This is a genomic window from Cellvibrio sp. PSBB006 (assembly GCF_002162135.1).
Lineage (GTDB): Bacteria > Pseudomonadota > Gammaproteobacteria > Pseudomonadales > Cellvibrionaceae > Cellvibrio.
Map to the genome: position 1 here is coordinate 1,169,502 of NZ_CP021382.1, position 18,991 is coordinate 1,188,492.

The 18,991-nt window shown below is 45.7% G+C and carries 19 protein-coding genes; all 19 read right to left on the bottom strand.

Annotated features, from left to right (window positions below; genetic code table 11):
* Positions 1–32: 32 nt before the first annotated feature.
* The 19 genes from CBR65_RS04830 to CBR65_RS04920 all read right to left on the bottom strand — a co-directional run bounded on the left by CBR65_RS04830 (position 33) and on the right by CBR65_RS04920 (position 18,936).
* A complete protein-coding gene (locus tag CBR65_RS04830) occupies positions 33–1,004 on the bottom strand; it encodes a GDP-L-fucose synthase (RefSeq protein WP_087465805.1) in 972 nt (323 codons plus the stop codon).
* A complete protein-coding gene (gmd, locus tag CBR65_RS04835; RefSeq protein WP_087465806.1) occupies positions 1,001–2,125 on the bottom strand; it encodes a GDP-mannose 4,6-dehydratase in 1,125 nt (374 codons plus the stop codon). Before gmd ends, CBR65_RS04830 begins: the two co-directional genes overlap by 4 nt.
* 10 nt (positions 2,126–2,135) lie before the next feature.
* Positions 2,136–3,287, bottom strand: a complete 1,152-nt coding sequence (locus tag CBR65_RS04840; protein WP_087465807.1) for a glycosyltransferase family 4 protein — start codon at positions 3,285–3,287, stop codon at positions 2,136–2,138.
* 75 nt (positions 3,288–3,362) lie between these two features.
* The gene (locus CBR65_RS04845) at positions 3,363–4,637 is read right to left on the bottom strand and encodes a hypothetical protein (protein WP_087465808.1); all 1,275 of its coding nucleotides are present in this window, start codon (positions 4,635–4,637) and stop codon (positions 3,363–3,365) included.
* Between the two features lie 27 nt (positions 4,638–4,664).
* Complete coding sequence (locus CBR65_RS04850; protein ID WP_087465809.1) at positions 4,665–5,741, bottom strand: polysaccharide pyruvyl transferase family protein; 1,077 nt, start codon at positions 5,739–5,741, stop codon at positions 4,665–4,667.
* A 13-nt stretch (positions 5,742–5,754) separates the two neighbouring features.
* The gene (locus tag CBR65_RS04855) at positions 5,755–7,011 is read right to left on the bottom strand and encodes a hypothetical protein (RefSeq protein WP_087465810.1); all 1,257 of its coding nucleotides are present in this window, start codon (positions 7,009–7,011) and stop codon (positions 5,755–5,757) included.
* A 204-nt stretch (positions 7,012–7,215) separates the two neighbouring features.
* A complete protein-coding gene (locus CBR65_RS04860; protein WP_232461355.1) occupies positions 7,216–7,566 on the bottom strand; it encodes a MarR family EPS-associated transcriptional regulator in 351 nt (116 codons plus the stop codon).
* Positions 7,567–7,680: 114 nt separating this feature from the next.
* Positions 7,681–8,220, bottom strand: coding sequence for a dTDP-4-dehydrorhamnose 3,5-epimerase (rfbC, locus tag CBR65_RS04865; protein WP_087465811.1), 540 nt, complete (start codon positions 8,218–8,220; stop codon positions 7,681–7,683).
* A gap of 9 nt (positions 8,221–8,229) precedes the next feature.
* Positions 8,230–9,111, bottom strand: a complete 882-nt coding sequence (rfbD, locus tag CBR65_RS04870) for a dTDP-4-dehydrorhamnose reductase (protein ID WP_087465812.1) — start codon at positions 9,109–9,111, stop codon at positions 8,230–8,232.
* Positions 9,108–9,983, bottom strand: coding sequence for a glucose-1-phosphate thymidylyltransferase RfbA (gene rfbA, locus CBR65_RS04875; protein ID WP_087465813.1), 876 nt, complete (start codon positions 9,981–9,983; stop codon positions 9,108–9,110). The genes rfbD and rfbA overlap by 4 nt, the downstream gene beginning before the upstream one ends.
* Complete coding sequence (rfbB, locus tag CBR65_RS04880; protein ID WP_087465814.1) at positions 9,955–11,073, bottom strand: dTDP-glucose 4,6-dehydratase; 1,119 nt, start codon at positions 11,071–11,073, stop codon at positions 9,955–9,957. Before rfbB ends, rfbA begins: the two co-directional genes overlap by 29 nt.
* Positions 11,073–12,398: a UDP-glucose/GDP-mannose dehydrogenase family protein gene (locus CBR65_RS04885; protein ID WP_087465815.1), complete on the bottom strand. Its 1,326-nt coding sequence runs from the start codon at positions 12,396–12,398 to the stop codon at positions 11,073–11,075. Before CBR65_RS04885 ends, rfbB begins: the two co-directional genes overlap by 1 nt.
* 92 nt (positions 12,399–12,490) lie before the next feature.
* Positions 12,491–13,681: a lipopolysaccharide assembly protein LapB gene (lapB, locus tag CBR65_RS04890; protein ID WP_087465816.1), complete on the bottom strand. Its 1,191-nt coding sequence runs from the start codon at positions 13,679–13,681 to the stop codon at positions 12,491–12,493.
* A 114-nt stretch (positions 13,682–13,795) separates the two neighbouring features.
* Positions 13,796–14,086 (bottom strand): integration host factor subunit beta, encoded by a 291-nt coding sequence (gene ihfB, locus CBR65_RS04895; RefSeq protein ID WP_087465817.1) that lies wholly within the window; start codon positions 14,084–14,086, stop codon positions 13,796–13,798.
* 181 nt (positions 14,087–14,267) lie between these two features.
* Complete coding sequence (rpsA, locus tag CBR65_RS04900) at positions 14,268–15,947, bottom strand: 30S ribosomal protein S1 (protein WP_087468927.1); 1,680 nt, start codon at positions 15,945–15,947, stop codon at positions 14,268–14,270.
* Positions 15,948–16,263: 316 nt separating this feature from the next.
* Positions 16,264–16,653, bottom strand: coding sequence for a DUF2802 domain-containing protein (locus CBR65_RS04905; RefSeq protein WP_232461356.1), 390 nt, complete (start codon positions 16,651–16,653; stop codon positions 16,264–16,266).
* 34 nt (positions 16,654–16,687) lie between these two features.
* Entirely contained in the window at positions 16,688–17,173 is a 486-nt protein-coding gene (locus tag CBR65_RS04910; RefSeq protein WP_087465818.1) for a chemotaxis protein CheW, read from the bottom strand.
* A gap of 111 nt (positions 17,174–17,284) precedes the next feature.
* A complete protein-coding gene (locus CBR65_RS04915; RefSeq protein WP_087465819.1) occupies positions 17,285–18,115 on the bottom strand; it encodes a chemotaxis protein CheW in 831 nt (276 codons plus the stop codon).
* Complete coding sequence (locus tag CBR65_RS04920; RefSeq protein ID WP_087465820.1) at positions 18,115–18,936, bottom strand: ParA family protein; 822 nt, start codon at positions 18,934–18,936, stop codon at positions 18,115–18,117. The genes CBR65_RS04915 and CBR65_RS04920 overlap by 1 nt, the downstream gene beginning before the upstream one ends.
* Positions 18,937–18,991 lie beyond the last annotated feature (55 nt).

The window sequence follows — 18,991 nt, forward strand, 5'->3', positions numbered from 1 at the left end:
TACCTACCTAATTAAAGCTATCAGGACCACAATTAAGTCCTAAAGCTATCTTGATTATCGAGGAACCACTGATAAGCGCCACGCAAGCCATCATTTAAATTCACACTTGCCTCCCAGCCCAACGATTTCAATCGTGAAACGTCCATCAGTTTACGTGGAGTACCATCGGGTTTAGTCTTATCAAATACCAGTTCGCCTTTAAAACCAGTAACGCTAGCAATCGTTTCGGCAAGCTCACGGATAGTGCAATCTACACCTGTGCCCACATTAATATGGGAAAGCATGGGTTGAGTATTTGCCTGATAAACTTCCTTATCCAAATTCATAACATGAACACTTGCCGCAGCCATATCATCTACGTGCAAGAATTCACGCATAGGAGTACCACTACCCCAAATCACGATTTGGCTGGCACTCGTAATTACTGCCTCGTGAAAACGACGAATTAACGCTGGAATTACGTGAGAGTTTTCCGGGTGAAAGTTGTCATTAGGCCCATACAAATTGGTGGGCATCACGCTACGATAATCGCGACCACACTGGCGGTTGTAGCTTTCACAAAGCTTTATTCCCGCGATCTTTGCTACGGCATAGGGTTCATTGGTTGACTCCAGCACACCGGTAAGCAACGCATCTTCTCGCATAGGTTGATCTGCGAATTTCGGATAAATGCAAGATGATCCTAGAAAGAGTAGTTGCTGCACCCCTGATCGATGCGCAGCACCTATGATATTTGCTTCGATCATTAAATTTTCGTAAATAAAGTCAGCGGGGTATTCATTATTCGCATGAATTCCTCCGACTTTTGCCGCAGCTAAATATACTTGTGCGGGCTTTTCTCTTTCGAAGAAAGTATTGACGTCAGCCTGGCTAACCAAATCCAGCTCTGTACGCGAGCAAGTAAGAATATTGGTATAGCCCAAGGATTCTAACCTGCGAACAATCGCAGAGCCCACCATCCCGCGATGGCCCGCAACGAAAATGGGTTGATTCAATTGACTCATGTCCGGCTCTCCACCGATATAGGCAACTCATAACCATGCTTTTTCAGCAGTGCGTGACGCTTGGCGGTTTTAAGGTCTTCCGCTACCATTTCAGCACACATTTCCTGAGCAGTAATATGCGGCTCCCAGCCCAATTTTTGTTTGGCTTTAGACGGGTCACCCAAGAGCGTCTCTACCTCTGCCGGTCGGAAGTAACGTGGATCAATTTTTACGATAATATCGCCTACTTTTACAGCTGGCGCATCGTCACCCATTACTGCTGCAACAACCGCTACCTCATCAACGCCCTTGCCTTCGAATCGTAGAGTAATGCCCAGCTCAGCCGCTGACCACTCAATAAACTGACGAACGGAATACTGCATGCCTGTCGCAATAACAAAGTCTTCTGCTTGATCTTGCTGCAACATCATCCACTGCATACGCACATAATCCTTGGCGTGCCCCCAATCACGAAGTGCATCTATATTACCCATGTACAAACAACTCTCTAAACCTTGGGCGATATTTGCCAAGCCGCGAGTAATTTTACGCGTTACAAAGGTTTCACCACGACGAGGAGATTCATGATTAAACAAAATTCCGTTACAAGCGTACATTCCGTAAGATTCACGGTAGTTAACAGTAATCCAGTAGGAGTACAGTTTGGCCACAGCATAAGGTGATCGAGGATAAAAAGGTGTAGTCTCTTTTTGTGGAACTTCTTGCACTAAACCATATAGTTCAGAAGTGGACGCTTGATAAAAGCGGGTTTTCTTCTCTAGTCCCAACAGACGAATAGCTTCTAAAATTCGCAGCGCTCCCATGGCATCTACATCTGCAGTGTACTCTGGTGACTCAAAGCTTACTGCTACGTGAGATTGAGCACCGAGATTGTAAATTTCATCTGGCTGAATTTGCTGAATAATGCGTGTGAGATTGGATGAATCAGTCAGATCACCATAGTGCAGAATAAAATGTTGGTTCTCTACGTGAGGATCTTCATATATATGATCGACGCGCTGTGTATTGAAGAGTGAAGCGCGACGCTTTATCCCATGCACTTCGTAGCCTTTTTCTAAAAGAAATTCGGCTAAATATGAGCCATCCTGCCCTGTAATACCGGTAATAAGAGCTTTTTTCATAGTATTCACCTTAAAAACCAAAAATAGCTTTTTTCATCTTTTCCAGGTGAATTTCCCACTTGAACCTGGTTTCGTAAATTTTTCTTGAAGCTTTTGAGTATTGCTCAAGTAAATCACTATTCTTTAAAAAAGTCTCAAGTGAGTCTGCAATACTCTCAGGACTTCCATACTCAACATAAAGCGCATTTTCATTCTCAACCGTTATATCTGGTATTGATCGATACTTGGTAGTCACTATTGCACAACCATAAGCCATCGCCTCGATTATTGAAACGGGCTGTCCTTCAACGTGATACCGTGTAGGCAGCACAAATACTTTTGAATTGAGAAGCAGATTCTTTTTAAAATCACCAGAAACCACTCCGACATAAGTCACATAATCCTTCAAGTTCTCCCCTGCAATGCTCTCAGTGAACGACTGCGAATTTTCTTTTATATCAAAGTCAGGAGGGTCATCAGGGCTCCCCATAAATTGGCCTGCATATGTTAATCTAAAGTTAGCAACACCTCGATCCAACAGGATCTTGACAGCATCCAAAAGGTGATAACAACCTTTGGAATAAATCAAGTTTGAAAGAAACAAAATTTGAACTACAGAGTTCTTTTCTAAGCCTGAAGAGACATAATCACAATCAAATGTTAATGCATTCTCTACAACCATTATTTTTGAGCTCAGCGACGGCATGAAGTCATACATTTTAACCAGTGAGTTTCCGAGAACAACTATTGTGCTACTTTTTCTCAAAAAGAATCTCACCAAAACTTTGAGTAACATCCCACATGAATAGTAGAAAGTGTCGTAATTTCCGCCTTTTAAATGAACAACAAATCTAGTTTTCCTCGAAAATATCTGCCGGCAAAGCAAAATCATTAGATCCCGAAGAAAACCAAACTTTGTTGACCCCTTAGTTAAGTACATTGAATTGATATTGTTCATAAGCAATATCATCACTACTCTAACAACCAGATTAAATGTCTCCAAAATTCTGGAAGCACTTACCAGCCCAGTAACATGTTCGTTACCCTTTGGAGCTGTGTTGACATGATATACCCGAATAGGATCAGTTGACTGCTCACAGAAACTGGCTTTCAATTTTTGAAAGGAAACAGACTGCCCTGTGTAGGGCGGAGGAACCGGACCGATCATTAGTATTTTTTTCACCTATGTTTAAACCTCAAAGTATCTAGTTTCACGCAAACTAAATTGATGATAAAAAAGCCTGTTCAGACGAGGATTTTAACGAGAACTGGAACTATGGTCTGGCATTGCGTGAAAATCTGCCCTTGCCTTCCTTTTCAAAGAACGAAGACACAACTCAACGAACCATCCTATGATAAATATAATCGTCACATAATATAGAAGCCTGCTTGAGCCCCTGAGATTATATTGAGCCGACATAAAAGCGACCATAACCATGAACAGAACTATAGCTAATCTAAATATCAATGGTAGAGGCTTAGATAACTGTTCCACAAAGGCGAAATAGAATCCTAAAATCAAAAAGAAAATGTAGAATCCCATCCCACTCATCAAATACCCTTCCCCTATGGCTGAGTATGGGATGTTCGCTCTCACTCTAGAAAACTCGATTACAGCTGCAATATCGATCATAGAACTCGGAAGCGGGTTTACTGCAATCCAAAATAAGCGGCTGTCGTAATGCACCTCCTGCAGCATAAAGCCCAGGTAAGACGATGAATAGGTAAGCACATAATTTATACCTGATAACAAAAAGCTTACATCGAACTCGCCATCCCAAATATATGAGAGCATAGGAACAAGGCCCAACTCTGGGTACATTCTAAACTGGAGCACTACAGCAGATGAAAAAATCGCAAAAACAAAAGCGATTAAAATATAGCCATACCCAATCTTTCCTCTTTTGAGAAATATAGCTAATCCATGAAAGAAAATTACAAACAGGATAGCCCTAGAAGTGATACCTAGAAGCACCGCATAGTTTATTATGAACGAAGCAGACCTTAAGAAAGGATTGGCAATAAGCGCTATAGAAAAAGAGCATATCGGCAGGCTAATACGCGCTATAACCATTCCTACAGCGATAACATCTGCTGGAGCATATTCATTTCGATAGAATATAGCCCCTAACCCGAATGACATTATCAATATGACCGGGGATAAAAGACTAAATAGAAACATACCCGTACTACCAACATGCCTTGATAACACGTCCAGTTGTGGAACTTTAAAGCTACTTACATATCGATTAGATCGAGCAAAAAGCCCTCCCCCCAAAAAAAGCCCCACAGAATATACTAAAGCAGCGTAAGAGAATATGCGTACCGACTCTTTGATATACATCACGTCAGTTCGATTAAAGAAATCAAAAGGAACATCTTGACCAAAACTAAAAATCAGTGTCGAGATGATCGTATATAAGGATACCGCCCCATAAAATAGCGGTAAAAACGAAGCACCGATCAGCCTGCGCCGCAATGAAAAAAAAACCAAGACAAAGCTTATGATAACCGCTACGGCACTATATAACATAAATTATCGCTCTATGGGCATGCATACTTACCCCGACTTTCCCACAAGACCAAGCAAATGTTCAATGTATGAAAATTGCGCAAGAGCCCCCTCCACCAAGATATCTTTCTTTTCAGATGAGAGCTGATATGGAGCCTCAAGCCAAGAACTCAGTTGCTGTACATACTCTTTTGGCGAGCTAGCCGTATCCAAATACTTGGACAATCCAATCTCATTTAATTGGTTACGTGTTTTACCTCTTGGATTATATGTAAAAAATTTACAGCCTCGCATTAAAGAAACCAGCCCAAGATGTAACTTAACCGAAATAATGGCATCGTACTTATCCAATTCGAGAGCAAATTTAACAGGATCATAATTTCTAAACACATTCCCTTCCAACGCCCCTCTACTTCCATATTCAGAATTTATACCGCTTTCGACAGAATGAGTAAGAACAAAATCAATATCTACACCCTCCTTCTTAGACCATCTAACCAGCTCTTTTGCAAGGTCAGAATGCCTATGTGAAACATTAACACCAATACATCTCTTTTTACTCGATAACTTACTCTCTACGGGCTTGCTTAAAACATCAGATTCATATGTTCCGAACAACACATCAGGATAGTGCTTCATACGCCCCGAAACGGATGTGTGATTAAAAAACAACTCATCAGATGGAAGTCGGTATGTACCACCTATAAAATTCTTACTCGTTATTATTTTTTTCCTGCTCGGGGCCACATCAGAAAAAGAAGAAACTCCATCAGATCCAATAGATACTGAAATCACAGGAGTTCCTTTGCTCTCAATTAGATTAGCAAGAACAGATATCTCATTTTCTATTTCTACACTAGCTTTTGAAATTAGCCTTCTAAGAAGCCCTACTGATTCTTTGAGAAAAGCCCCACCCCCCAAAACAACAACATCAGCACTCGAAACCCCCTCTATCGCAGAAGATACAGATGTTAATTCGTATTTAATTGCCAACTCAGCTGGCAATCTGAAGACAACCACGTCATGCCCCATAGATTTTATTTTTCTTCCAATAATCACCGCCATAAGGTCATCGCCAAAATTTCCCTGCCAGTAGCATCCCCATATAAAAACCTTAAGCCTCATACCCACCTCTTATCTAGAATACTAGCGATTCTTTTTTCTTTAATATAAGAAATTTCGATACCGCCATATAAGAAAACGAAAAAACAAGCGCTAATGGTATTTGATAAAAATTTCCAAATACGATAACTATCGCAACAAAAAAACAGAAGACAAAGAAACCGAAAATATGATTTATTATAATATCCCTGTCTCTATTCATGGCATATAAAGCATAATGAGGGACCATGCTTATGCAAAACAATATCATCGCCAAAAGCGAAAGGTATAAAAATATAATATGATTGCTGTAGCTTTCATAACTCAGACCTTCCACCAGAAAGGTTAAAGCCATACCTATAAACACCGCTAAAGAAATTGATGCCATAATACATTGCAACAACATTTTTTTATATGCAGCCTTAAAAAGATTAAATTCTCGATCTTTGTAAAGGCGAACAAGATCCGGGTAAACAAACATAAAAACCAGAGAGTCAACTATAGAAATAATAGTGCTCGACACACCAAAGAAAAATACATACGCTGCAAGAACCTCAGCCCCACCCATATAATCAACAGCATACTTATCAAAAGCTAATGTGCTTCTGAGTGCAACCGTAGCCAACAAAAAAGGAGCAGCAACAATTACCCCCTTTTTCATCCAACCCCAATTGATAGGTCGAACATGTGAATGTTTTTTTAAAGAATAAATTACAATCAGTGAAAATATACAGGAAAGGCCTCCACCAACTGCCCATGCAAAAAAAACGAAATTAACCGTTCTAATACCTTTGAACATAAACATCAAGAATATCGCTATGATAGCCCAAAAGCCTGACCTAATAAAAAATACCAAACTTGCAAACAATTGCATTCGAAGAGCTATCAAGAAACGATTGGCTTCTTGGCTAAAATGTTCTACGAATAGAATAACTATCAACCAAGGAAAAACATTCCAAGGAAGAGTTCCATATTTAAAAAAAAACGCAATTAACGGAGAAAGAATGACAAACATCATGGCATATAAAACATAACTATCGCGAATAACTGGAAATCTTTCAGAAACTTCACAGGTTATTACTTCTCTCGTAGAATATTTATAGTAGTCAAAACCAACAACATATGTCATAAATGTAACAGTAGCCAGAACCAGCCCATAAAGTCCCACTGCTTCGGGAGCAAGAAAATTTGCCATAAAGAAAATCAACACGAGCTTCCCCGCCAACCCACCAAGCTTAAGGCCAGCACTTAAAATTCTGGCTGAGTACTCATTCAAAAATTTATTATTCAGCATTAACAATACTTTCAAGAAAAAATTTTGCTCAAGTCACATGAACAAGTATGAGCCCAGATATTCTTTTTTATGGCTTAATGAACTGACTAATTTATTTCAGCCAGCCTCTATAACAGCGGATACAGCCGTGCATCAAACCAACACAACCAGTACTAGATATATTAATTTTCATACTGATTCTCTTTTCAGCAATACGCCCGTTAATTAACCGGCATTAGAAGCATCAACAATAAGCACCTCACGTCGCAGAACTTCAATCTCAGTTTGCAGCGTTTCATATTCTGCCAGTTTGCGGTTGAGAAACCTGGCGGTCACTTTAGCTTTATCCTCTATACCCTTAGGCGTCAACAAATAAGCATACGCCTGCTTATTTTGGCTATTTTTAAAGTTGCTTGCTTTTACAATGCCCTTTTCTATCAGGGCGTGTATGCAGTAATTAACCTTTCCCAAGCTGATGCCCAGTTCACGGGAGAGCTCCCGCTGGCTGATGTGCGGATTCTCGGAGAGAAGCTTAAGGATTTTGTAACGGTATTCGTCAGTCAGCATAGCTACCATGTGCGTTCATGCGATGAACGCACATGGTAGCCTTTTGCAAAGGGTGTTTCAATAAGTTTGTAGAGGGGTAAGTGTGTATTGAAAGTAATGGATAAATGTTCAACCAGAAAGCTTTTACAAGATATCGCTGAATCGCTTTGCCTTTTCATCCTTCGCCGAAAGGATAACGGCACCCACCTGAGGCCATTGAATGTTCAAATCAGGATCATTCCAGACAATCGCTTCTTCGTGCTCGGGGGAATAATAATTCGTGGTTTTATATAAGAATTCAGCCGTGTCACTGAGCGTTAAAAAACCGTGGGCAAAACCTTCAGGTATCCACAGTTGGCGCTTATTCTCCGCAGAAAGGTGTACCCCCACCCATTGGCCAAAGGTTGGCGATGATTTTCGTATATCAACAGCTACATCAAAAACCTCACCCTGTATTACCCTCACTAACTTGCCCTGCTCCATGGGAGGTAGTTGGTAGTGCAGACCGCGCAGTACACCACGGCTTGATTTTGAATGGTTATCCTGCACGAAGTAACGCTTAAGGCCGGTAGCCTCTTCAAACGCTTTTTGATTAAAACTCTCTAAAAAGAAACCACGGCTGTCGCCAAACACCTTGGGTTCAAAGATTTTTACATCAGGAATGGCTGTAGAGACAACGTTCATTGAATGCCTTCACTCGACAAAAGCGCTGATATTTTTTAAAGCCGACCGCCAATCGCTGGGTGCCACACCAAATGCTTGCTCAATTTTTTTGCAATCCAATTTGGAGTTGGCAGGACGTTTTGCTGGCGTCGGGTATTCGGCAGTGGTAATCGCATTGAGCTGGGGAACAGGCTTCACGTATAACCCAGCCTGCTCTACTTCTGTAAAAACTTCCCTGGCAAAACCATACCAACTTACATAGGGCTGGCCCGAGTAGTGGTAAGTACCCCAAGGTGTTGGCTTTCCTTCGGAATAATGCTGCGCTACGACCAATAATACTTTTGCAATATCATCAGCGTATGTAGGGCTGCCTTCCTGGTCGGCCACAATATTGAGAACGTCCTTTATCTTGCCCAGGCGGATCATGGTTTTGACAAAGTTATTCCCGTGCTCACCGAACACCCAGGCGGTACGCAAGATAATATGCTTGTCGTTAACAGCGGTAACAGCCAACTCACCTGCCAGCTTACTTTGGCCATACACGCATTGAGGGTTGGTAGGCGCATCCTCTGTGTACGCACCTGTAGCGTCCCCTGAAAATACATAATCCGTGGATATGTGGAAGATGGCGGCATTAACGCCTTTTGCCGCGTGGGCAAGGTTGGTAGGGCCATTGCGATTTACGGCGTAGGCCAGCGCTTGCTCCTGCTCTGCCTTATCTACAGCCGTGTAAGCGGCGGCGTTGATGATGATGTCCGGACGAAGCCTTTGCACAATCTGGCTTACTGCTTGCGGATCTGTGATGTCTAGCTCGGCGCGCGTGAACGCCGAGAATGCCCAGTTTTTCTGACCAAGCTGCTGTTGTAAGCAATGGCCTATCTGACCATTAGCACCAGTGACTAAAATCTTCATGGTTTTGCTTGCTCTGCCACTCTCAACAAATAGCTTCCATAGCTGGTTTTCGCAAGTGCTTCGCCAGTGCGGATCAATTGTTCTTTACTGATCCATTTATTCATAAAGGCGATTTCTTCCAGGCAGGCAACTTTTAACCCTTGTCGATGTTCGATGGTTTGCACGAAGTGCCCTGCTTCAAGCAAGCTTTGATGCGTGCCGGTATCAAGCCAGGCATAACCGCGACCGAGAAGCTCCACGTTTAAGTCGCCGCGCTCAAGATAAGCGTTGTTAACACAGGTAATTTCCAGTTCGCCGCGCTGGGAAGGTTTGATAGCTTTGGCAATATCGATAACGTCATTATCGTAAAAATACAGACCAGTAACGGCGTAACTGGACTTCGGGTGCGCGGGTTTCTCTTCGATTGAAATCACTCGCATTTGCGCATCGAACTCCACCACACCGAAACGTTCCGGATCGTGTACGTGATAACCGAAAATAGTGGCGCCACTCTTACGCGCAGCAGCTGCCTGCAAACATTGTGTAAGGCCGTGGCCGTAATAGATATTGTCACCCAGCACCAGGCAGACATTGTCTGTACCGATAAACGCTTCCCCAATAATAAACGCCTGGGCAAGACCATCCGGGCTGGGTTGTACGGCATAGCTGAGCTGTATGCCAAAATGATCGCCGTTGCCCAGCAAACGGCGAAAGCAGTCGGAGTCTTCCAGGGTGGTGATAATGAGTATGTCTTTTATCCCAGCCAACATGAGCACCGACAACGGATAATAAATCATCGGCTTGTCGTAAATGGGTAGCAGCTGTTTTGAAATGACTCTGGTAATGGGGTATAGCCGAGTCCCGCTACCCCCTGCGAGAATGATGCCCTTCATAAACGTCCTGAGCTTTCTCTGTTGGTGAATACTGGGGCGCTCCACGCTGATAGCTGCCATCCTGCACCCTGTGCGCCCATGTGAGATTATCCAGATACCACAGAACCGTTTTGCGAATACCGGACTCAAATGTCTCTTCCGGCACCCAACCAAGCTCGCGCTTAATTTTGCTTGCGTCAATTGCGTAACGGATGTCGTGGCCAGGCCGATCCTCGACAAAGGTAATCAGTTCTTTATAAGACTCAATGTATAGGCCATTGTCAGCTGGGGCGCGCATCTCATTCAGCAGTTCACAAATAATCGTAACCACTTCAATGTTTTGTTTTTCGTTGTGGCCGCCAATATTATAGGTCTCACCCACCCGACCTTCTGTTACTACTTTGTAAAGCGCTCGTGCATGGTCTTCTACAAATAACCAATCACGGATCTGGTTGCCTTTGCCATATACCGGTAACGGCTTGCCTTCCAGTGCGTTCAGAATGACCAGCGGAATCAACTTTTCAGGAAAGTGATAGGGGCCATAATTATTTGAACAATTGGTAACAAGTGTCGGTAAGCCATAAGTCCGCCGCCAGGCGCGGACAAGATGGTCCGAACTGGCTTTGCTTGCTGAATAAGGTGAGCTGGGTGCATAAGGCGTTTCTTCGGTAAACAGGTCACCCGGACCTTCGAGATCACCATACACTTCATCGGTGGAGATGTGATGAAAACGGAAATTGCTCTGGCGTGTCTCATCAAGAGACTTCCAATAATCTTTGGCTATTTCCAACAAGTTATAGGTACCAATGATATTGGTTTCAATAAATGCAGACGGGCCGTCAATTGAACGATCAACATGGCTTTCAGCGGCCAGGTGCATAATTCGATCAGGCTGATAGTGTTTAAAAACACGCACCAACTCAGCCTTATTACAGATATCTACCTGCTCAAAAAAATAACGATCGCTGGAGGATACATCCGCCAGCGATTCCAGGTTACCCGCATAGGTCAGCTTATCGACGTTAACAACGGTGTCTTGCGTATTAGTAATAATATGGCGCACAACAGCGGAGCCGATAAAGCCGGCTCCCCCCGTAACAAGCAGCTTCATTAACTCCTGCCTACCGAATAATAAGTAAAACCTTTTTTAATCATTCGCTTCGGCTCGTACATATTCCGCCCGTCAAACACAACCGGCTCTGATAGCATCTTTTTAATTGCATCAAAATCCGGTGCACGGAAAGTTTGCCATTCCGTCACAATTACCAAAGCATCCGCGCCTTTTAACGTGCCCTCTTTGGTGCCGCAAAGGGTTAAGTCTTCACGATTCCCGTAAATGCGCTGAGTCTCTTCCATGGCTTCAGGATCATACGCCTGCACGTTTGCACCGGCCTTCCAGAGAGCTTCCATCAATACGCGCGACGGGGCTTCACGCATGTCGTCGGTATTGGGCTTGAAGGAAAGGCCCCAGATCGCAAAGGTTTTACCTTTGAGGTCGCCATTGAAGTGTTTGTCGATTTTTTTGAAGAGCGTCGTTTTTTGTTCGTTGTTTCTTGATTCAACGGCTTTTAAAACCTTCGCATCAAAGTCGATTTGATCTGCGGTTTTAATTAACGCCTGAACATCTTTGGGGAAGCAGGAGCCACCGTAACCAACGCCCGGGTAGATAAAGTGATAGCCGATGCGCGAATCACTACCAATGCCCTGGCGAACCGCTTCAATATCCGCACCGAGTATTTCTGCGAGGTTGGCCATTTCGTTCATAAAGCTGATCTTGGTGGCCAGCATGCAGTTGGCGGCGTATTTGGTCAGCTCGGCGCTGCGCACATCCATCACGATGACCTTGTCATGGTTGCGACTGAAAGGCGCGTAGAGTTCACGCATCATTTCTTCGGCGTGCTCACTGCTCGTGCCAATAATAATGCGCTCCGGGCGCATACAATCCGCAACAGCTGAGCCCTCTTTCAAGAACTCCGGATTGGAGACAACATCGAAGGTCAGATCGTTGCGGCCACGCTGGGTGAGTACTTCAGTAATTCTGGCTTTGACTTTGTCTGCTGTGCCGACCGGCACGGTGGACTTGTCGATAACGACTTGATGGGATTCCATATGCTCGGCGATGGTTGAAGCAACCGACAATACATATTTAAGATCGGCAGAGCCGTCTTCATCCGGGGGGGTGCCTACCGCAATGAATTGGACTTCGCCGTGTTTGACGCCTTCGGCAGCATCTGTGGTGAAGCTTAAACGGCCGGCGGCATGGTTTTCTTTAACCAGTGATTCCAGACCGGGTTCGAAGATAGGAATTTGACCCAATTTGAGGCGTTCCACCTTGTCGGCATCAACATCGATACACATGACCTGATGCCCTACTTCCGCCAGCACTGCCCCCTGTACAAGCCCTACGTAGCCAATACCAAATACTGTTACTTTCATGCGGATAAACTCCTTCGCTGCATAATAAAAAGGATTGCCAACCATTGGGCAAACAAAAAACGGGCCAAAAACCCAAAACCCGGACTCGTCTGTTATTCGCCAGCGACGCCCTTGATGATTTTGACGCTGCCCCAGGTTTTACATCCAGGGCAAAGCCAATGCAGGTGCGCTCCGGAAAAACCGCATTTTACACAGTGGTAGGCCGGTTTTTCGGCGATGACCTTATCAACCAACTGTTTCAATAGCTGTAAGTTTTCTTTCGCTTTACCTTCGGAATGCAGCAGGTGCAATTCCACCAAACGGTTCAGCGCCTTGATTGAAGGCTTTCTTTTCAATTGCTCCGCAATAAAATCCGCTGCCGCATAGTCATCTCGGGTCGCGCGTATCTTATCGGCAAGCCGTATAACGAGTTGGTTGGTTGGGTAACGTTCCAACCACTCTTTTAAGGTTTCTTGCAGTCCGTCACTATCACCCAGCTTTTCGTACACATCACACAATAACGGAAGTGTAATATTAATGCGCTCCGGGTCTTGCTGGGGAATCATTTTTAACAACGCCAAGGCAGTTTCATAGTCGCTATTGCGATAAGCCAACTCGGCGTTAATCAAACTTGCACGCACTGAATTTTTATCGAAAGCCACAGCTTGTTGCAGGTGTTGTGTTGCCGATTCAAAATCGTTTCTTTCGATATCCTGAAGCGCCAGCTCACAACAAAAATGGGCTTTCGCCACGATCAATTCCCGCGGCTCTTTATCGCCTTTTAAGCGGGATAACATATTGGCTGATTGAATAGCCTTATCCCATTCTTTTTCGTCCTGATAGATCTCGACGAGTTGTTCCAACGCTTGCGATTTGTAAAAGGAATCCAGTTCAATTAATTCCTGAAACAAGCTCTCCGCCCTATCAAGCAGCCCCGCACTGACATAATCCCTGGCAAGCTCCAGTTGTGCTTCGTGGTGCTGTTTACTGGTAAGTCCTCGACGCTCCAACACATTTTGATGGATCTTAATTGCTTTGGCTGCCTCACCTTTTCTGCGCATCATGTTGCCAAGTGCCAGATGGATCTCCAGTGTTTCTCCGGTGACTTCAAGGGAATCAATAAATTTATCAACGGAGTTGTCCATTTGCTCATTGAGCAAATAACTCATGCCGCGGTAATAGCTATGGGCAAAGGTTTGTTTAAAGGCATTACTGCGTTTTTGATTAAACCGCCAGCCAAGCAAAAAACCTGCTGCCACGGCGAGAAGCAATATGAGCGATAAACCAAGCCCTTGCGTCATCATTTTACTCCGTGGAATTCACAACAGTTACAGCCAGAGAGGTTAATAACAAACGGTCATAAATAAAAAAACGGCATACTCCTGGAGCATGCCGTTTTTTGAAAACCTGATTCAAACCTAGTGTTGAATACTTTCATTAACACGATCACGCATTTCTTTGCCTGGCTTGAAGTGCGGAACATACTTGCCTTCAAGCATCACGGATTCGCCCGTCTTGGGGTTACGACCCATTCGCGGCGCGCGGTAATGGAGCGAAAAGCTGCCAAAACCCCGAATTTCAATTCGTTCGCCAGACGCCAGGATGTCCGACATGTATTCGAGTAACAATTTGACTGCCAGCTCAACATCGCGCATAGGCAGTTGGTTCTGCTTTTCAGTGATATATTCTATAAGTTCAGATTTGGTCATGGCCTGTGCTCTATGGAAGATAAAATCAGGCAAAACTTACTGCGTGGTCAATCACTTACTTTATAGCGTAAAAATCTCGCTAACTCTATAAAAATTAAAGGTTTTTTATTAATAGGGTGTTACATAAGCGGGGTATATAACAACAATGGCTGCCATTTGGCAGCCATTGTGTCATCAAAGATTACTCTTTGCTTTGCATTTGCGCTTTGATCAAGTCACCCAGTGTGGTCGGTGAAGCTTGTTCAGATTGCTTGTTGCTGTGCTCTTTGATCGCTGATTTTTCATCATCAACATCTTTCGACTTGACTGACAGGCTGATGCTGCGATTCTTGCGATCTACCGCAATAATCTTGGCTTCAACTTCGTCGCCGACTTTCAGTGCATTGCGCGCGTCTTCAACTTTCTCGCGGCTCAGCTCTGAAGCCTTCAACACAGCTTCAACGTCCGGCGCCAGGGTAATAACAGCAGCCTTGGCTTCAACTTCCTTCACGATACCTTTAACGATAGCGCCTTTGTCATTCTCGGTTACGTACTCAGAGAACGGATCGGCTTCCAGTTGTTTGATACCCAGGGAAATGCGCTCGCGCTCAGGGTCGATGGCCAGCACAACAGTTTCCAGCTCGTCGCCTTTCTTGTACTTGCGTACAGCTTCTTCGCCAGCTTCGTGCCAGGAGATGTCAGACAGGTGAACCAGACCGTCGATACCGCCGTCCAGACCGATGAAGATACCAAAGTCAGTGATGGACTTGATTTTGCCGGTGATCTTGTCGCCTTTGGCGCAAGTACGGGCAAATGCATCCCATGGGTTTTCCTGACATTGCTTCAGGCCCAGGGAGATACGACGACGTTCTTCGTCGATGTCCAGAACCATAACTTCGATTTCATCACCCAGTTGAACAACTTTGGATGGGTGGATGTTCTTATTGGTCCAATCCATTTCTGAAACGTGGATCAAACCTTCAACGCCCTCTTCCAGCTCAGCGAAACAGCCGTAATCGGTCAGGTTAGTAACCTTGGCTTTAACGCGTGCGCCTTCCGGGTAACGCTTGGTGATTTGAATCCATGGATCTTCGCCCAATTGCTTGAGGCCCAAAGATACACGGTTACGTTCGCGGTCGAATTTCAATACTTTAACGTCAATCTCGTCACCAACGTTCACGATCTCGCCTGGATGCTTGATACGCTTCCACGCCATGTCGGTGATGTGCAACAGGCCGTCTACACCACCCAGATCCACGAATGCACCGTAGTCGGTGAGGTTTTTAACGATACCTTTAACCGCTTGACCTTCTTGCAGGGTGGACAGCAACTCATCACGCTCGGCAGAGTTAGCTTGTTCCAGAACAGCACGGCGAGAAACAACAACGTTGTTACGCTTTTGGTCCAGCTTGATAACTTTGAATTCCAGTTCTTTACCTTCGAGGTGAGTTGTTTCGCGCACTGGGCGAACATCTACCAAGGAACCCGGAAGGAAGGCACGGATGCTGGCCACGTCAACGGTGAAACCACCTTTGACCTTGCCATTGATAACGCCCTTGATAACTTCGTCAGCAGTATGTGCAGCTTCGAGGATTTTCCAGGCTTCAGCGCGTTTGGCTTTTTCACGGGACAGACGGGTTTCACCGAAACCGTCTTCTACACTTTCCAGAGCAACCTGAACTTCGTCACCGATTTGCAGGTTAAGCTCGCCTAATTCGTTGCGGAACTGCTCGGCGGGGATAACGCCTTCTGACTTGAGGCCGGCGTGAACAGTCACCCAGTCCTTGTCGATGTCAATCACTACACCGGTTACGATGGTGCCCGGCACCATATCGACGGTCTTTAAACTCTCTTCAAATAACTCAGCAAAACTTTCGCTCATGCTCATGGATGTACCTATTAAATGACCCAGAGTCCGCTATTTATATGGCTATAAACGGCCAAACCCTGCGATTACCGTACTGCCAGATGTACGGGCCAGTTGATGATAGACACTGAGGGCCTGAGAGCTGGCGCCAGCCGCTCAATGTCACTGCCAGTAATGGGTGAATGTTTGACGATTTACACATGTTCCAGCAAGCGGCGCAGGCTAGCAGATCCACCCTTGCAGATCAAGCGCTTAAGGCCGCTTCTCGCGGGTTTGGCGGGGGTTGTGGACGGATGGTTTGGTGGGGTGGTCAGGAATTGTTTTGTCGGGGTTAGCGGGAGGCTTTTTGCATCATTTCCATAAGGGAGGCTTCGGCGCGGGAAAGGCCGCAGCGGCGAGCAACTTCTTCGCTGCTCAACCCCATCTTGAAGAGTTGTGCAGCGTCTGTGTAGGGTTGGAACTCCTCGTCTTTTACGTAATCCGTTTGGGAAGGCTTTTGCGCTTCACTCTGCAGGCGCTTTTCCATGGCCAGCAAGCGCTGACCCATGCCGACCGAACCGGTGTTGGCAATGGAGATATCGCGCAACATACGTTGATAGAGCTTTTCTGCTGCCTCGGCCTGCTTACGCAAACGGGTAAGATTGTAAAAAGTCAGCGCGAGCGCAATAAGGCTTAAGACCAGACTCAGGATCAATCCTGCTTCGACTATTGATATCACCATTCGGCCCATGCCTCCCAACGCCTGAACATCCTGATTACAGATCTTCCAGTTCAGACCATTCTTCGCCACTGAGCAGCTTGTTCAGATCAATCAGGATCAAGAGTTCGTCATTCTTATGGCATACACCCTGGATAAATTTGGCGCTTTCTTCATTACCCACATTCGGGGCCATCTCAATCTCTGATTGGCGCAGGTAAACCACTTCCGCCACGCTATCCACCAATATGCCGATCACGTGTTTATCGGTTTCGATGATCACGATCCGGGTATTGTCGGTAATTTCACCACCTTGCAAATTAAAACGATGACGCGTGTCGATAACGGTCACGACATTGCCACGTAAGTTGATGATGCCCAGCACATAAGAAGGCGCGCCGGGCACTGGTGCTATCTCGGAGTAACGCAGGACTTCCTGCACTTGCATCACGTTGATGCCATAGGTTTCACCATCGAGCCGAAAGGTGACCCATTGCAGCACCGGATCGTCGGTGCTTTTGTTAATTACGGTATTGGTTGCCATCGTGTTGTCCTCTTATCGCGGCCCCTTGCCGCGCTTACCTGTCATAGACTATAGCCAATGAAGATTTTTATGCCACTATCCATTCACATGAGCCATCTCGTCAAAGCCCTGTCAGTGGGCGCGGATCGAACGCCGGCCTTTGGTTGAATTCCGGTCAGCATCAATCAATAACTGCCCGATCATCGGAATATCCAGCAAAGCGCACATGTGATCCTTAACCGTTCCCGCCAGCCAGGGTCGCTTTGTGCGCTCGGAGCGCCATTTGACATCCGTGGGCTTGAGGGTGATGGGTTGATTGACCGAATCGACCGCTAATCCCCAAGGCACACCATCAATGGAAATTACATACTTCGCTGTTTTTAGAAAATTCTCATCGTACCGTTCGGGCATGACGAATTTGGCGGTATTAACCGTACGAATCTTGCCGGCCGGGGTCGGCAATAACCCCATAAACCAGTCAGCCTGACCGAACAGCGGCGTTAATTCATCTGTCAGCGGCTGGATTTGTCCCAAAGCTATCAAAGGTACGGCCAGTGTTAATCCGGATACCTGAAACAACAGGACATCAAAATCTTTCTGCGCCCACTGAGGTCTGCCGTTTTCCGCCCACGTCAATTCTTCTACAGTATAGTGGCTTTCTTCCGGGCTGCCGCTGCTCACATCGGGATCAGTATGTTCCGGCACAATATCAAGGGCCGCAGAAATCGCGGGCTCCGTGGGAGAAGGCTCTATCTCCCACTCCTGAATTTCAGCAACAGGTGCAATCGGAACAGGTTCAGGAGGAGCGACAACCTGTGGCCGCGCGCTCTGAAGCAGTTTCTCCAGTTTTTGTTGTTGAACAAGATCCGGGTCCGCATAGCGAGTTACCGGATTCTCTTCACCGGCTAACAGATCATCAAAATAGTGTTGCAGCGCCTCCTGAGGCGAATATTTATCGCTCATCAGGCACCTCGCCGTACCAGCTCAGGACTTACGGGCGTGGAGTCGCCAGTGAACCATTTTTGCTGCAACCATTTATAGAGCGAGCGATATGCTTCAACGCCACGGGTCGTCGGGTCAAATAAATGCGGCGGCATACCGGCTTTACTGGCATCACGGAATTTTGTATCGACGGGAACGTGACCTGCCCACACCTGATCGGGATAGTTATTGCGAATCGTCCGCAAGCTGGTGACCGACGCCTGGGTACGACGGTCGTACATCACTGGAACAATGGAATAATCGAGCGCTTTCTTGCGGGATTTGCCCATCATATTCAAGGTGTTCACCATCCGCTCCAACCCTTTGAGCGCAAGAAATTCGGTTTGCACCGGAATCACCAGATGCTGACAAGCAGCCAGGGCATTGACCATCAACACGCCCAACAATGGCGGGGTATCAATCACGGCCAAGTCATAGTCATCGTAAACTTGGGCCAGGGATCGGGAGAGCACCAGCCCCATCCCATCGTGGCCAATTGCCTGGCGTTCCAGTGTAGCCAATGCGGTGGCAGACGGCAGGATATCGATATTGGAAAATTCGGTAGATTGAATCAGGGATTTCACCAGCGCAGAGGATAAATTGTTGCGCTCCTGAAATAACGTAAATGTACTGCGTTCAATAGTGTCAGGATCTTGACGAAAATAACTGCTTAACGAGCCATGAGGGTCCAGATCCAGCAAAAGCACACGATGGCCCTGCTCCGCAGCCAAACCGCCGAGCGCCACTGTGGTTGTGGTCTTACCGACACCACCTTTTTGATTGGCTATGGTTAACACGCGCAAGCTGAATGATCCTCGTCAACGTCAATCGTTGTTCGTTTTCCGTCTCATCATACAG

Excerpts from the sequence above, each read along its gene's own strand:
- CBR65_RS04830 (WP_087465805.1), bottom strand. The coding sequence starts at position 1,004 with ATGAGTCAATTGAATCAACCCATTTTCGTTGCGGGCCATCGCGGGATG.
- CBR65_RS04915 (WP_087465819.1), bottom strand. The coding sequence starts at position 18,115 with ATGAGCGATAAATATTCGCCTCAGGAGGCGCTGCAACACTATTTTGAT.
- rfbB (WP_087465814.1), bottom strand. The coding sequence starts at position 11,073 with ATGAAGCTGCTTGTTACGGGGGGAGCCGGCTTTATCGGCTCCGCTGTT.
- CBR65_RS04850 (WP_087465809.1), bottom strand. The coding sequence starts at position 5,741 with ATGAGGCTTAAGGTTTTTATATGGGGATGCTACTGGCAGGGAAATTTT.
- CBR65_RS04905 (WP_232461356.1), bottom strand. The coding sequence starts at position 16,653 with ATGGTGATATCAATAGTCGAAGCAGGATTGATCCTGAGTCTGGTCTTA.
- CBR65_RS04845 (WP_087465808.1), bottom strand. The coding sequence starts at position 4,637 with ATGTTATATAGTGCCGTAGCGGTTATCATAAGCTTTGTCTTGGTTTTT.
- CBR65_RS04885 (WP_087465815.1), bottom strand. The coding sequence starts at position 12,398 with ATGAAAGTAACAGTATTTGGTATTGGCTACGTAGGGCTTGTACAGGGG.
- CBR65_RS04860 (WP_232461355.1), bottom strand. The coding sequence starts at position 7,566 with ATGGTAGCTATGCTGACTGACGAATACCGTTACAAAATCCTTAAGCTT.
- CBR65_RS04855 (WP_087465810.1), bottom strand. The coding sequence starts at position 7,011 with ATGCTGAATAATAAATTTTTGAATGAGTACTCAGCCAGAATTTTAAGT.
- rpsA (WP_087468927.1), bottom strand. The coding sequence starts at position 15,947 with ATGAGCGAAAGTTTTGCTGAGTTATTTGAAGAGAGTTTAAAGACCGTC.
- rfbC (WP_087465811.1), bottom strand. The coding sequence starts at position 8,220 with ATGAACGTTGTCTCTACAGCCATTCCTGATGTAAAAATCTTTGAACCC.
- CBR65_RS04910 (WP_087465818.1), bottom strand. The coding sequence starts at position 17,173 with ATGGCAACCAATACCGTAATTAACAAAAGCACCGACGATCCGGTGCTG.
- gmd (WP_087465806.1), bottom strand. The coding sequence starts at position 2,125 with ATGAAAAAAGCTCTTATTACCGGTATTACAGGGCAGGATGGCTCATAT.
- rfbD (WP_087465812.1), bottom strand. The coding sequence starts at position 9,111 with ATGAAGATTTTAGTCACTGGTGCTAATGGTCAGATAGGCCATTGCTTA.
- ihfB (WP_087465817.1), bottom strand. The coding sequence starts at position 14,086 with ATGACCAAATCTGAACTTATAGAATATATCACTGAAAAGCAGAACCAA.
- lapB (WP_087465816.1), bottom strand. The coding sequence starts at position 13,681 with ATGATGACGCAAGGGCTTGGTTTATCGCTCATATTGCTTCTCGCCGTG.
- rfbA (WP_087465813.1), bottom strand. The coding sequence starts at position 9,983 with ATGAAGGGCATCATTCTCGCAGGGGGTAGCGGGACTCGGCTATACCCC.